Here is a 14,627-nt window from a genome sequence, read left to right on the forward strand (position 1 = left end):
CCTGCCGGGCCTCGACCGACCCCCGCTCCGGGGCTGGCCGGCATCAGGGCGGCAGCGGCCGCTTGTGCGGCGCAAGGCGGAGGCCGCCGTGACGGCCGCGGCCGCGCCCACAACCTGAATTTCCGTCTCTTCATCGCCCACCTCCGGCTTCATGAAACACCAATCTCGGTGTCCATCAAACCGGCAGCAGCTCACTGAAGCGGGTCAACGTTACTCGGCCGCGGATGCGATAATCACATAACGCTCCGCCAGGAGGGGTCGCCATACGAAGCTCTTCGACGCCCTGGTCGAGAAGCGCCCACCTCGGCGCACGATGGCGCCGTGCCACGGCGCGCTCCTCGTAGCAATCGAGCTTAACGAGCTCCGGCAACGCGCCGCATAGCTTCAATGTGCGTGCTGCGTCGTAGGTGTGCATTGCCGTGGATTACCGTCCCAACCTTGCGCCTCTGATTAGAAATTAGTCAGGAAGGTATGGCCCATCGGCATCCGGTCGAATTACACCGTGTACCCCTTGTGCAGCCAAGATCAGATACGCATAATTTGCTCGGCCGCTTCAATCGACGCTTTCCCAAGGGAGGAGCCCGATGATCGACTTGACAGGCTACAAGCTTACATTCGATGACGAGTTCAACGCGCGGAGCATCTCGCTGACGGGCGCTGGCACAACCTGGCGTGATACGCGAGCGCAATGGCTCGGCGACGCCTTTTCAGACGTCGGGTTCGGCACCAGCTCGTTTGTCGATCCCGGCTCGGGCTATGACCCCTTCTCTGTCTCTCAGGGTGTGCTTTCGATCACCGCCGTTCCCGATCGAACGCCTTTTGGAGTTCCCGGAGCCTGGGAATCCGGTTTGATCACCACGCAGGGACATTTCTCCCAGATCTACGGCTACTTTGAGATCCGTGCGGATTTCTCCAACCTGCCGGGCGCATGGGAAGCGTTTTGGCTTTTGCCCGACCACCCGATCCCGGATCCAGCTGGAGCCGGACACTGGCAGGAGCTCGATGTCGTCGAGAACTATGGCGTCAATGACACGGCCATCTTTAGCGGCATCCACACCACGGACCCGGCGCCGAACCAGAACTGGCAAGCGCTGCTCCAGGTGGCGAGCCTGATACCGAACCCGGCCGGCTACCATACCTACGGCATGAATTGGGGGCCCAACCAGATCAGCTTCTACATCGATGGCCAGTTGATCGGGACGCGCGCGACTCCGAGCGACATGCATGGCCCGATGTATCTGATTGCGGACCTCGCTACGCAGCCGCCCGCTTCAGTCGGCGGCGTGCCGATCACCGCCTATATTGACTACATCCGCGTCTATTCTTCGGATCCAAACGCGCTCGCCGTTGTGCACGATACCGTCTCCTCGCCCGATGGATATGATCCCGGCCTATACGGCGCCCAGGCGGCTTCGCAGACGTCTCCGCCGCCGACTGGCTCCTCGACCGTGATCGGCACCGGACCGGACCGACTGGTGTTGAAGATCAGCGAGGACGCTTATCTCGGTGATGCGCTATATACTGTCTCGGTCGATGGCGTGCAGATCGGAGGCACGCTCACCGCGCACGCCTCCCACGCGGCGGGGCAGGACGAACTCATCATGGTGCAAGGCGACTGGGCTCAGGGCGACCACACCGTGCTGGTTCGCTTCCTCAACGACCGCTGGGACGGTACGTCACAGAGCGACCGCAACCTCTATGTCGACGGCGCGACTTACAACGGCGTCAACGATGCAGCCGGCGCGATCGGAAACGCCGTAGGACAGAGCTTCCTGTTCACGGACAAGTCAGGCGGAACGACAACCCCGCCGCCCACAACGCCCTCTCCACCGCCGCCGACGGGCTCCTCGACCATGATCGGCACCGGACCGGACCAGTTGGTGTTGAAGATCAGCGAGGACGCTTATCTCGGTGATGCGCTATATACTGTCTCGGTCGATGGCGTGCAGATCGGAGGCACGCTCACCGCGCACGCCTCCCACGCGGCGGGGCAGGACGAACTCATCACGGTGCACGGCGATTGGGTTCCGGGCGACCACACCGTGCTGGTTCACTTCGTCAACGACCGCTGGGACGGCACGCCCCAAACGGATCGTAACCTGTATGTCGATCAGGCGACCTACAACGAAGCGGTCGTTCGGGGCGGAGCGATCGGAAGCGCGGTTGGACAGACCTTCATCTTCCACGACTTGCTGTGATGTCTTGGCGGAACGAACCGACCACACTTTCCGTATTCCAGCGCTTGGGGTCAAGGCTGCCGAGCCCTGAGTGTGCCAGTGCCGGTTAGGCCAATTGAGCGTCAGCACTCATCATGCGACCGGTGCATGGCCGTAGAGCGCAGTATAGCTATGCCTGCCGCGGCAAATACGTCTCTTACGAAACGACGGAGAGGCTCGAAATCATCCGTCGTTATATATCAAGCCACAACTGCGTATCCCGATTGCGCGATATCCTGCACGAGCGAATCGATCTCAGCCTCGGTCAAAGCGACTAACGCTGCAAATTGCGACATGTCAGCTCGTCGTAAAGTAAAGGCTGTATGATGTTGCTCTAACTTGATCCGATCCGGCACTGGTCATCAGACTTTCTCGAGCAAGTTTCTTAATGGTCGACCAGCTCTTCCGAGCGAGAGCCGCCGCTCCGGATTTGCGCTTGCCGAATGATCACCCTGCAGCTACCCCCGGCGGCTATGACTTAGCCCAAATACGAGAGCCCCACGACCTTGAATGTTTGAGCACAAGCGGGCCGCCGGAGGATACGCTCTCTCATTATCCAGACCTCTACAATCACCAGAAGTTATCCATCACAGGGCCTCCAGCCTGCCTATTGCCGACCTTCGCATCGCCGCCCGCTCTCAGATCAGCTTCTGAACGGACGGCTTCTCAACGTCGCCAGCGTCCACTCCGATACATCGGTTTTTTGCGCGGCAAATTCAAACGCGCCGAATGGAATGATGCCTTCTCTTCGCACTCCTAGGTCACATGCCACAGCCCTGCCGTTGAGAGGAGGCCTCGCGGCTATTCTCGCGTTAGCTCCGGAAAGCAACTGAGATCGCGCGAACATAGGTTTTGGCCGATCGATGTCCGCTTTGGGACCGAATGGCGAGCAATGCTTTGGCTGCCCTGGTCGGCAAAAAAGCCCCGAACACGAAGAACGCGGCCATCGCAAGCTTTCGAGCGGGCGCATAGGGTTCCACTAAAAGCCCCACGAGTAGCGCCGCAACGGTGGTGGATCTTCGGGCTCTTCCCGTCACGATCTCAAGGCAATATTCGCGTTCACGATAGTAGAAGGCTTGTTGAGGCTGGATCAGCTCACGCCCGGGCGCGAGCCGCCTTACAATGTCACGGAGGTGCTCTGTGCGAAGCGCGAATCGCCTCATATCACGCTCGAGCACGGGTGCCGTGGGAAGCTGCCCGAGCCGGGAGTCATTTCGGCCATGCACGCGATAGTGCCCCAGGTCTTCGGAAAGGCTTACGACATCGCCAAACAGGGGGGCAGCAAACAGAATCACCCCGTCAACTGCTTTGTCGTAGTTAACTTCCCGCAGCAGTTCGCACACGTCACGGCGAAATACATTGCCGGAGGTTGGCGGCGTCTTATACACACCGCGCCTGAGCACTTCGTCCAGCACGCGGTCTCGCTCTCGAAACGAATCCAGTGAGCAAAATGGACCCAAAGGATTGCCGTCAGCGTCGATCAGTGTAAGCCCGAATTGTACCTTCGCAACGCGCTCGTCCAACTCGTTTAGGAGCTTCGTCAGTGAACCAGGCTTCAATTCGTCATCGGCATCGAGGAACAATATAAAGGGTGCTTGCGTGCTTGCCAGACCGTACAGGCAGGCCCCCAGCTGCCCCCGATTTTCGATCTTGAAAGCTTTGACACCGGAGCGGGAAATAGCCTCCCACGAATGGTCAGTTGAGCCGTCGTCTATGACCACAAGTTCGCAGGCATCGCACTTCTGAGCCAAAACGCTTCTGATCGCGCGCTCGACGAACGATTCATAATTGAAGCAGGTAATGATAACGGCCAGCTTGGGAGCAGGAATAGCACCCGTCCGCGTGAGGGCAGTGCTCTCGAATGCATTGCCCAATGTGTTTGTTTCAAGCGCGCCCATGAACGTGCCGGGAAGCTTCTTCATAAATCTGAAGCGTTTCACGGGCCACCCGATCTATTGTAAGAAAACCGAGATTGATTTGACTGTTTTTCTTCCACTCGAGCATGGCTTCTTTATCCTCCAGCAAGGAGCGCAGCACTATGGCAAGCCCCGCCGGATCGCCCGTCGGAACGAGGATCCCCGCTCTGCCGCCATCAAGCATTTCAGGAATTCCATCCACGTTACTCGCGACAATAGCGCAACCAGCTTCGCGCGCCTCCGATAATACCAGAGGGGCGGGATCAGCATGCGACGGAAGCACAAAAACATCTGCCCCGAGCAGAAATGGAAAAGGATTGTCTTGAGCACCCATGAAGGTGACTGCCTCCGCACACGCCATCAAGCTAACTTGCGCCAAATACTCGGCCCGGTGCGGACCATCGCCAACGATATACAAATGCGCGGTATGAATGACCCTGTGCACCGCCTCGAACGCGGAAAAGAGGTCAGCGAGACCCTTTCTCGGATGAAGCCCGCCGACAAAAACCACTGCGGGCGATTGAAGTGAGGCGGGACTACGATCCTGTTTTTCGAGCCGTGCCGCACCGATTGTTCCATTAAGCACAACGCGGATCCGTGATTGTGGGACACCGCGTTTTCGCATTGAAGTCCCGACGGCAGCGCTTACGGCGATTACTCGTGCGCCAAGCCCCATGAGAATTGCGCTTCTCTCGAATTCGTTGTGCACGGTTGTGACCAGTGGAATCTTGAGCAGTTTGCAAATTGGCCAGGCAAGGACGGCACTCGTCATCATGTGGGCGTGTACGATGTCCGCTCGCCAATCACGCACGAGCCGATACAGCAGTGATGCGCCGTCGACGAGCTTCCTCGGTCGACGCTCAATGCTCACCTGCATTGTTTCCACGTTGTTCGAGGCGAGCAGCGGATCAAAATCGCCTCCGCTGCTCGCAACAGCAACCTGATGGCCCAATTTGGCCTGGGCACACGCTAAGTCCACGGCGGCATGAACATGGCCATTCAGGCGGCGCGTATGGTTGAGCAATTGCAGAATGCGCATCGAAACCTGCTTGAATCCACGTCCCGATCGAGATGACCCTAATGTTCGGCTTGGCAATGGCAAAGCACTGTTTATAGGCTGAGAGTGCGACGTTCATTTGCATGGCCACTCGACGCGCAAATGTGCAGCAGCCCGCAAGACGCCGGTTGGCTGCAAGCGAACAGCTCAACCGAGAGAAGAAAGATACGAGCTCTGTTGCGAGCTACGTAGCTTTGAGGTATCAATATACCTCATAGTGGAGCGGTATGAGATGCTGAGGCACTGGAGTACATCCACAGAATCTCGATTTTCGCCCTAAGTTTAGGCTGTTTTGTGTGCGGCAGGTGTGATCTTGTCGTGTGGATCAGGTTTCGTAGACGATCGATCACCGCCGAGCAAGTTTGCTCGCGGCCCGTGACACACAACCCACCTCAATTCTTCTGAAGAGGCTTCGCACGCCTCGAAGGCACAGCATGGAATACGCTGCAATTGGGCTGGCTATTTTCGGAGCGCTCTTGGGACTCCGCTTCCGATTCCGCGTATTGCTGCCCTTCCTTTTGCTCTTGTTGTTTCTCTCGCTCTTTGTTGCGTTCGAGGAGCGGCTCGGTACAGGTGAAACTGTGCTGCTGATCGCAGCCGTCCAGGTCATTTTGCAAGCCGGCTATGTCATTGGACTCGCAGTCCGCCGCATTTTTCGCGCGACGCGTCACAAGTTGCCTGCGACGGACAAGCTTCCAGTAACGGAAAAGTAGTTAACTCCCGATAACGGCGGCCAGTTGAGCCAGCCCGTGGTGTGATAGCCATGTCTGCGATGGATGCGGCGGCGCATATCCTCACCTCGCAACGACCAGCAGCGAGTAGCCGCCAAGCAACCGGACTGCAAGATCGGGTTCAGCCGCAAAGAGCAACCGGCGCGGCAAGCGCATCAGACGACTAGTCAAGGCTTGATTCGGCAATTCCAGGCGGCTGGCCGTATAGCAATGGTCTACAATCGTGTAACCGCAATCCTCAAGAGTCGCCAGCGCAGACTGTTTGAAGAAATAATGAATGTGGCCCACGTTTCTTCTGAGTTCAGCAATCGGCCACGCTCGGGTTCAGATAGCCACGTGCCACCCCCGCCCCGCCAATGTAAAGCTCGCCAACCGCACCGAACGGCACGGGCGCGCCATGGCCGTCCAGCAGGTACACCAGCGTGTTGGCGATTGGACGCCCGATCGGGACCACCGAACCATTGAAATCAGCCGGGCAAGTCCAGATCGTCGCGCAGACGGTTGCCTCGGTCGGGCCGTAAGCATTGACAATTGAGGCTGGGGTCAGACTTCGGATGAGTTCCGGCTTTGGTAGCTCTCCAGCAAGAATGAGAACTTGTACGGCCAAATCATCCGGATCCTTGCTGGTCTGGAGCAACGCGGGGGGTAATGTCGCGTGGGTGATGGCTTCGCTTTGGAGATAATCCGATAGCTTGCTACTCGCTTGACGGATCTCTTCCGCAGGCAAGTGCAAAGCGGCTCCGGAGCCAAACGCCATAACAAGCTCCCAAGCGCTTGCATCAAAAGCAATGGAGGCGAACTGCACGACGCGGCTGTTGGAAGAGGCGCCAAAGAGGCCGACCTGAGCCGACAGCAGATTGACCAACCCACGATGCTGGACCATGACCCCCTTTGGGATTCCGGTTGAGCCTGAGGTGTAGATTACATAAGCGAGGTGGTCCGATGTGAGGCCAAGCGTGCGCCGGTCAGGGTTTGAAGCCGCCCGTTCGGCGCAGGCGGGTGTGGCTGTCTCCAGATCGATGACTGTCACATCGGTCAGCACCTCGGGGCGGAGTGCTGCGCGACCAACGCCGTCGCACAGCAGCAGCCGCGGCGCGGCATCGTCGACAACCTGATGCAGCCGCTGGCTGGGATAGGCTGGGTCCAGCGGCAGATAGGCACCGCCCGCCTTCAGGATCGCCAAGACACCAACCACCATCGCCGGACTGCGTTCGAGGCAGATCGCAACCGGCTGGTCCGGCTTGACCCCAAGCTCGATCAGGTGATGTGCCAGGCGGTTGGCCCGCGCATTGAGCTCGCCATAGCTCAGCCGCTCATCACCGCAGACCAGCGCCACCGCCTCCGGCGCCTTTTGCACCTGCGCCTCGAACAGCTCATGGACGCACAGGTTCGATGGATAGGCCCTCGCCGTCCGGTTCAGATCCTCCAGCAGATAGGTACGCTCCTCGGCCGGCAGGATGTCGAGGTCGCGTACCGGCGTATCCGGGGCATGCTCGAGCGCCTTTGCCAGTTGCTCGAGCGCGCGCTGCATGTAGCCGCAGATCCGATCCGCCGAGACTGGCTCCGCGACCTGCGCAGTGAGGCCCAGCGCCTCGCCAAAGTCCTCCACCGAAAGGGTCAGGGGATAGTTGGTGCGTTCCTCCCCACCCAGCCATTCCATGCCCGACAAGACATCATCCGTCCCGGAGCCGGGCACAGCCGGCGCCGTGTTGTGACGGTAGTTCAACAGCGTGCTGAACAGCGGCGCCGACGCCGCAACAGCGCTGCAGCGCTGCGCCAATGCCAGCGAGGCATGCTCATGTGCCAGCAGGTCGGCCAGCCGGGCCTGCGTCATCCGCACGCTCGCCTCGACGGCGGTCCCATCGAGATCAAGTCGCAGCGGCAAGGTGTTGATGAACAGCCCCATGGCGCGGTCGGCGCCAGCGCTGCCCTGCAGCCGGCCTAACAGCACCGTGCCGAACACCACCTGCTCGCGGCCGCTGCTGCGCGCCACCACCTGTCCCCACGCCAGATGGCACAGGCTCGCCAGACTCACCCGCAGCCGACGCGCCTGTTCGCGCAGCTGCGCATGGAGCGCTGGCGGCAGCATCCGATGAGCCTCTCGAACCCCGCCACCGTCGCCGCGCACCTCGCTCAAGCCGAAGGGCGTGGTCGGCTCGTCGATGTCGGCCAGCAGCTCCCGGAAGAACGCTTCATCGGACTTGGCATCACCACGTAGATGCGCCTGTGCCACCAAATTACGGAATGGCTGCGGCGCCGTCAGCTCATGCACACGCTCCTCCAGCTCGGCCCGGACCTCAGCATGCATCACGTCGCGCGTTGTGTGATCCCCGATGAGATGATGCTGCAGCTCCAGCAGCAGCCAGCGCGCGCTACCGGGCTCGCGCGCAATCACAAACCGCAGCAGTGGCGCGCGGCCAAGCTCGATGCGGTGCCGACGTGGATCAAACCGCTCCTTGAGCTGCTCGGCGCCAGTGCCGTGAGCGCCATCCAGCTGAATCTCGATCACCTCCAGTCGCGCCTGCCGCCACACCACCTGGGCTGGCCGCGACAACGCCTCCCAAACAAACGAAGTACGCAGGATGTCATGGCGATCCACCACCCGCTGGACCGCGGCAAGATAGCGATCGAGCAGCCCACGCTCGGCAAACGCCATCTGCGAGACCAATAGGTATGGATCGCCCTTTGCCGCTAGCAAATGATGGAACAGGATGCCATCCTGCAGCGGCGACAGGCCGTAAATGTCCTGAATGTTGCAAACCCCGCTGGGTACCGCGGCGATGATCCGGTCGATCTCGCCCTGCGTCAGCTCGATCAGCGGCAACATCTGGGGCGTGATCGCCGCAGTCCGCTCGGTGATCAAGTTTGACGGGACCGCCACCTCGTGATGGCGACCCAGGCTTGCAGCCAGATCCGCCAGCACCGGCTTGACGAACAAGGTGCGCACCTCGATGCGCAGTGACCGCCGCCGTAGACGCTCGATCATCTGCACCGCCGAGAGCGAGTGCCCTCCCAGTTCGAAGAAGTTGTCGTCTCGTCCGACCCGCTCCAGCCCCAGCAGCTCGGCCCAGATCTGGGCCAGAACCGCCTCCATCTCGCCCTGTGGCGGCGCATAGGTCCGGCGCGCATACGCCTCCTCGCGAGGGGCCGGCAGCGCCTTGCGATCGAGCTTGCCGTTCAGCGTCAACGGAAGCGCCGGCAGCCGCACGAACGCACTCGGCACCATGTAGTCCGGCAGCCCCGCACTCAAGTGCGCGCGCAAACCGCCGGCAAGATCAGATTCCTCAGCTTCAGAGGCAACGACATACGCAACGAGACGCTGATCGCCGCGACCATCCTCGCGCGCCACCACCACCGCCTCGCGCACGCAGGCGTGCTCGCAAAGCTTTGCTACGATCTCGCCCGGTTCGATCCGGAAGCCGCGGATCTTCATCTGATCGTCGTTTCGACCCAGGAACTCAAGATTGCCGTCCGGCAGGTAGCGTGCCAGGTCGCCAGTCCGATACAGCCGATCGCCCTCGACAAAGGGACTGGGGATGAACCGCTCAGCTGTCAGCTCAGGGCGGTTCAGGTAGCCCCGCGCCACCGCCAACCCGCCAATGCAGAGCTCGCCCACCGCACCGAACGGGACCAGCCCGCCATGACCATCCAGTAAGTAGACCCGCGTGTTGGCGATTGGACGGCCAATCGGGACGATAGCGTTATCAAACTCAGCCGGGCAGCTCCAGGATGTAACGTCGATCGCGGCCTCAGTCGGACCGTAGAGATTGTACAGGGCCGTCCAGGGCAATACGTGCCGAATCCTATGCACACTGGCGGCAAGGAGCGCCTCGCCGCTGCATAAAACCCGCCGCAGCGATGTGCAGCGGTCAACACTCTTTGCATCCAAAAAGCTGACCAGCATGGACGGCACGAAGTGAACCGTGGTGATGCGCTGGCTGACGATCAAGCCGACCAATGCATCGGGATCTCTGTGCGCACCGGGCGGCGCCACCACCAGCGTTGCCCCTTCAAGCAAAGTCCAAAAGAACTCCCAGGCCGAGACATCGAAGCTAAATGGCGTCTTCTGCAACACGACGTCTGTTGCCTTCAGATCATAGGCGCTCTGCATCCAGATCAGGCGATTGACGATAGCCCGATGCTCATTCTGTGCCCCTTTGGGCGTGCCCGTGGATCCCGAGGTGTAGATCACATAGGCGAGATTGCGGGACGTCAGGTTGAGCGCGCGCGGGTCAGGATCCGCTTCCGACAAGCTGGCCCAGGCCGGCGCCGCAGCATCGAGCTCCACCACACTCACATCGGCCGGCATAACCGCGCCGAAGGCGGCATGGCCGGCCACATCGGCCAGCAGCAGCCGCGGCGCCGCATCGTCGAGCACCTGATGCAGCCGCGCCGAGGGATAGGCCGGATCCAGCGGCACATACGCCCCGCCAGCCTTCAGGATCGCCAAAAGCCCAACAACCATCATCGGACTGCGCTCGACGCAAATCGCAACCGGCTGGTCCGGCCTGACCCCGAGGGCGATTAGATGGTGTGCCAGGCGGTTGGCTCGCGCGTTGAGCTCGCCATAGCTCAGCCGCTCGTCTCCGCAGACCAGCGCCACCGCATCCGGCGCCTTGTGCACCTGCGCCTCGAACAGCTCGTGGATGCACCGCTCCGCAGGATATGGCGCCGCCGTCCGGTTCAGGTCGTCCAGCAGATACGTGCGCTCGGCAGCCGAGAGCAGCTCAATCCGGTGGACCTCTTGCTGCGCATCGGCAGCCATCGCCCGTAGCAGCGCCAGCAGATAGCCACGCTGCCGCTCGATCGTCGCCTGATCAAACAGCGCCGTGGCATAAGCCAGCGTTCCGGCGATCTGCTCGCCATGCTCGCCAAGGCTCAGCTCCAGATCGAACTCGACTTGATCAACCTGGTCTCCGGCAGCTTCGACACTCAGCCCCGGCAGCTTCAATGACCCAACCGCATTGCTCTCCCAGGCCAGCATCACCTGCAACAACGGCGTGTGATCAAGAGCCCGGGGCGGCTGCACGATCTCCACCACCTGCTCGAACGGCAGATCCTGATGCTCCTGCGCAGCCAGTACCGTGCGCCGCGTCCGCTCCAGAAGCTCCGACACGCTTGGCTTGCCCGACAGGTCGAGCCGTAGCGCCAGGGTATTGACGAAGAAGCCGATCAGCTCTTCGATCTCCCGGTGCCCCCGATTGGCGCTCGGCACGCCAATCACAAGATCGTCCTGCCCCGACAGACGCGACAGCACCGCCGCCCAGGCCGCCAGCACCGTCATGAACAACGTCGTGCCATGCTGCAGGCTCAGCCGCTTCAGCTCCCGCGTCAGATCCGCATCGACGGTAACCGGGACCGTGGCCGCGGCAAACGACTGCTGGCCAGGCCGCGCACGGTCCGTCGGCAAGACAAGACGGGTCGTGCCTGCCAGGGCGCTGCGCCAATACTGCGCCTGCTTCTGCAGCCGTTCCCCCGACAGCCATTGGCGTTGCCAGGCGGCGTAATCCGGATACTGGATCGCAAGCGGCGGCAGGGGATCGTCCTGCCCAGCCTCGAACGCCCGGTAAAGCTGGCTAAGTTCACGCAGCAGCACGCCCATCGACCAGCCGTCCGAGACGATGTGATGCTGGGTCAGCAGGAAGACGTGCTCCTCGTCCGACATCCGCACCAGATGCCCGCGGATCAGCGGACCGCGCGCAAGATCGAACGGCGTGAGCCCCTCTTGATGGCACAGATCCAAAAGTGCCGCTTCCGCATCCGATCTCTCCCGCAGATCGTGGTCAACTATCGGCAGTCCCGCATCTGGCGGCAGAACCTCAACCCGGGGCTTACCTTGCGTGGCGACAAAGACACTGCGCAGCGCCTCATGGCGCGCAAACAGACGGTCAAGGCTGCGCTGCCAGGCGGTGCGGTCGAGCCCCCCGCGCAGTCGCAGGGTCAGCGGAATGTGATAGTTCGTGCTGCCTTCGTTCAGCTGCGCCAAAAACCATAGCCGCTGCTGCGCAAATGACAGCACAAGCGGCTCATGGCGCGACACGGCTGCAATCGATGGCAGCTGTTGCGGTCCGGAGCGGCTCAACAGCTCGACGACACTTGCCGCCAGGTCAGTCAGCACTGGCCTTGCGAACAGCGTTGACAGCGGTAGTTCAACCCCAACCGCCTGCGACAGCCGGCTCGACATCTGCACGGCCAAGAGGGAGTGGCCGCCCAGTTCGAAGAAGTGGTCGTTGCGCTTGAGGCTGATGACACCGGTTGGGGTGTTTGCCTTTGCGAACGCCCGGAGCTGCTGGAAGACATCGGCCGCGAGCGCGAGCTCTACGGCGCCGGTGCGCGGCGATAGGCCTCGTCAATCTCGACAAGACAAAGGCTCCGCGCTGCGGGGCCTTTTTTGAGCTGAATGGCTCCTGCATCTTGCGGCCAAGAAAGGTGTCAGGCTTCGGCAGCAACAGACCGCATTGGTTCAAAATTGAACTTAGGACGTGAACGAGCGGTCAGAGGTGCAATCCGATAATGAACCGGATGGCGAAGAAGGAGCCAGCGGCGACTGCAATCGTCGCACTGATCGCGAAAACGACTCTCCAAGTCTCGTCCAATTTAGCCTCCCCGTGATGGCCCCAGCATCGGGCCGGGGGGCATGATGATGCTGGGGCCTCCGGACAGGCTCTTGCCTCGTGGGACTGAGACAGTCACCGGCAAAATAAGCGAAGGTCGGTCCCAAAGTTCCTCGCAGCCAAAGCCCCGGGTGACGTGTCAGCTTACCCCCGACAGCGGCGTAGGAGCTGACATTGCACGAGGTCCGAGAAGGGCAGAAGCAAACCTCAGCCGAACCGGATAGTCAAAGTCTAGGCTTTTGATCTAGCTCAAAAGAACTGACCGGCGCTCCAGCAGAATGCCGGTTGTTGGGCGAACGGAGCACAGCGTCCTGATGGTTGCCAGTGCGTCCGGGACGTATTGTATGGCTCCATTCGAGTGCATAAGGTCCACACTACCGAGCCAGGCGGCAGCCGACTCAATATCCTCGAAGAACATCAACTTGTCGGTGGCGAGCTCCTTCGCGCGCCGGACCATTGCTGGCGTCTCAACTACCGCCCATCGGATGTCTGGGGATTGCTGCCGGGCAATCTTGTAATGCAGGCCCGCACCGCCGCCAAAATCGAGGACAGTCTTAATCGCCGAAACTAAGGGCCAGCCGCCTTGAGGCGTGTGATTGATTGTCTTGAGGAAGATTGTCTCAACCAGCTCAGGGTCTTCGTACCCTTCGATGACTTGCCGCGGCCGGAAAAACTTACGCTTCACTCTTCGGACAAAATTCATAACTGGCGGGCTCGGCACACTCTATGGTTGGTGCCAAACCTTTACCACAATCCAGAAATATTTGGAAACAATCAACGGCCGCGAAGCCTTCACGGGGAGTGTGAGCAGCATCTCGCGAGTCCAAGACCGTAGATCTGAGTCTTCCACACCCACTGTGCACAGTAGCTCGCGCGCATTCTGAGGCGATACCGTTCGGCCTCAGCCCTCTTCAGGCGTCATGAACATTGAGAGGAGTCTGTTGGCTCCTCAGGCGCTCTATCTCAACTGTGAACCGCACCTGCATGAGCGGCCCGGCATCGTCGCGCACCTCGATTGAAGCCTCGGAAGGCTTGATTGGCAATTGGAAATTCTCCGCTGCTGCATCGGCCATTGTCCGCGCAGCCTCTCGCTCCACAGCGTCCATGTTAAACAACTCTGGGATCCAGAACGATCGGCCGCAGGCGCCGCTCTGGAAGAGCTCCTGCGGCCGGGGCCGCGACGTTCCGCACGATCGGCGCGACACGCCAATTTGCTAGCACAGAGGTCCACCAGCGTGAACCGGCGAAGTGCGGCAATGAGCACCCCGCAGTGTCTCGCCATTCTTAGGAACACTCCCTCAAACCGATGCTTGAGCGATTATCATGTTGGTCCTATCGCCAGAGGTACGTAGGATTCTGCGGCGGGCCCGGCTCTACGGCTACCTGATCGAGCGAAACGGCCAGATCTATCAGTTGGCCGCCTTTCATCCAGTTTGCACGAAAGCGTTTGCACTCAGGTTGGTCGAGGGCGGCTGGCTGACGAAGAACGGCGATCGATACGAGCTGACTACCCAGGGGCGTGAAGCGCCGGACTGAATTCCGGCGGCAGCCAGCAGGCAGGGAACTCAGGCGTCTATTCTTTTCGGTACGGGTGATTAACGGAGTACAGGCCCGCGAGCGTGAACCCGCGGCAAGGAGTAGAGATATTGGCGGAGACTGCATGGCTATCGCTGGTCGCAATGCTGAAGTTGCCCCACTGGCTGATGATCGCAGGGGCGTTCCTTGTGGTCGCCGGCTTTATTGGTGTTCTCGTCGGCGCAAAGAAAACAAAGAACACGGTCTACGTGAATACACATCCCGACGCGGCCAGAAGCGAACCGTAAACCCTTGGACCTGGAGATTGGTTCCTCGGCCGCTCAACAGGGAAGCGAAGGCCCGCCCAGGCCGTCAATTGAGGCGGCTCAACGCGCGCGTCGTTCTTCATCCTCGATACTGCTTGGCCAGTCCTATGAGGCTCTTCGCGATGTTCCTAAGTACGGTGGCGGTTCGTGGAGTGACGCCGGAAACGTCTGCCTTCCTCCGATAATCCAACGCTAACTTCCGGCATTCTTCGGCAGTCAGCATTCCAAGCCCCGTGCGCATCGAACTGAGAT

The 14,627-nt window shown here is 60.7% G+C and carries 10 protein-coding genes; 4 read left to right on the top strand and 6 right to left on the bottom strand.

All coding sequences use genetic code 11. From position 1 onward, the window contains the following. Positions 1-584: 584 nt before the first annotated feature. Positions 585-2,198: a carbohydrate-binding domain-containing protein gene (locus FOM02_RS46525; RefSeq protein WP_265441380.1), complete on the top strand. Its 1,614-nt coding sequence runs from the start codon at positions 585-587 to the stop codon at positions 2,196-2,198. Positions 2,199-3,028: 830 nt separating this feature from the next. On the opposite strand, the gene FOM02_RS46530 is transcribed toward FOM02_RS46525, so the two are convergent. Further along, complete coding sequence (locus tag FOM02_RS46530) at positions 3,029-4,156, bottom strand: glycosyltransferase family 2 protein (protein ID WP_245161743.1); 1,128 nt, start codon at positions 4,154-4,156, stop codon at positions 3,029-3,031. Then, positions 4,101-5,171 carry a glycosyltransferase family 4 protein gene (locus FOM02_RS46535; RefSeq protein ID WP_027564650.1) on the bottom strand — a complete coding sequence of 357 codons (1,071 nt, stop codon included), beginning with the start codon at positions 5,169-5,171 and terminating at the stop codon, positions 4,101-4,103. Before FOM02_RS46535 ends, FOM02_RS46530 begins: the two co-directional genes overlap by 56 nt. 452 nt (positions 5,172-5,623) lie before the next feature. Here FOM02_RS46535 and FOM02_RS46540 point away from each other — a divergent pair, with 452 nt between their 5' ends. Then, the gene (locus tag FOM02_RS46540) at positions 5,624-5,902 is read left to right on the top strand and encodes a hypothetical protein (protein WP_027564651.1); all 279 of its coding nucleotides are present in this window, start codon (positions 5,624-5,626) and stop codon (positions 5,900-5,902) included. An 81-nt stretch (positions 5,903-5,983) separates the two neighbouring features. Here FOM02_RS46540 and FOM02_RS46545 read toward each other — a convergent pair whose 3' ends face one another. Next, positions 5,984-6,208: a hypothetical protein gene (locus FOM02_RS46545; protein ID WP_322596944.1), complete on the bottom strand. Its 225-nt coding sequence runs from the start codon at positions 6,206-6,208 to the stop codon at positions 5,984-5,986. Positions 6,209-6,221: 13 nt separating this feature from the next. Beyond that, the gene (locus FOM02_RS46550) at positions 6,222-12,110 is read right to left on the bottom strand and encodes an amino acid adenylation domain-containing protein (protein ID WP_416207805.1); all 5,889 of its coding nucleotides are present in this window, start codon (positions 12,108-12,110) and stop codon (positions 6,222-6,224) included. Positions 12,111-12,122: 12 nt separating this feature from the next. Between FOM02_RS46550 and FOM02_RS46555 the strand changes: the two genes are divergently transcribed. Beyond that, positions 12,123-12,263 (top strand): hypothetical protein, encoded by a 141-nt coding sequence (locus FOM02_RS46555; RefSeq protein ID WP_265441382.1) that lies wholly within the window; start codon positions 12,123-12,125, stop codon positions 12,261-12,263. A 515-nt stretch (positions 12,264-12,778) separates the two neighbouring features. Here FOM02_RS46555 and FOM02_RS46560 read toward each other — a convergent pair. Beyond that, positions 12,779-13,237: a hypothetical protein gene (locus FOM02_RS46560; protein ID WP_265441383.1), complete on the bottom strand. Its 459-nt coding sequence runs from the start codon at positions 13,235-13,237 to the stop codon at positions 12,779-12,781. Between the two features lie 208 nt (positions 13,238-13,445). Further along, positions 13,446-13,640, bottom strand: coding sequence for a DUF6894 family protein (locus FOM02_RS46565; RefSeq protein ID WP_035730396.1), 195 nt, complete (start codon positions 13,638-13,640; stop codon positions 13,446-13,448). A gap of 540 nt (positions 13,641-14,180) precedes the next feature. Here FOM02_RS46565 and FOM02_RS46570 point away from each other — a divergent pair. Then, positions 14,181-14,357, top strand: a complete 177-nt coding sequence (locus FOM02_RS46570; protein ID WP_156950899.1) for a hypothetical protein — start codon at positions 14,181-14,183, stop codon at positions 14,355-14,357. Positions 14,358-14,627: the final 270 nt, after the last annotated feature.

This window comes from Bradyrhizobium sp. SEMIA (genome assembly GCF_014844175.1).
GTDB lineage: Bacteria > Pseudomonadota > Alphaproteobacteria > Rhizobiales > Xanthobacteraceae > Bradyrhizobium > Bradyrhizobium arachidis.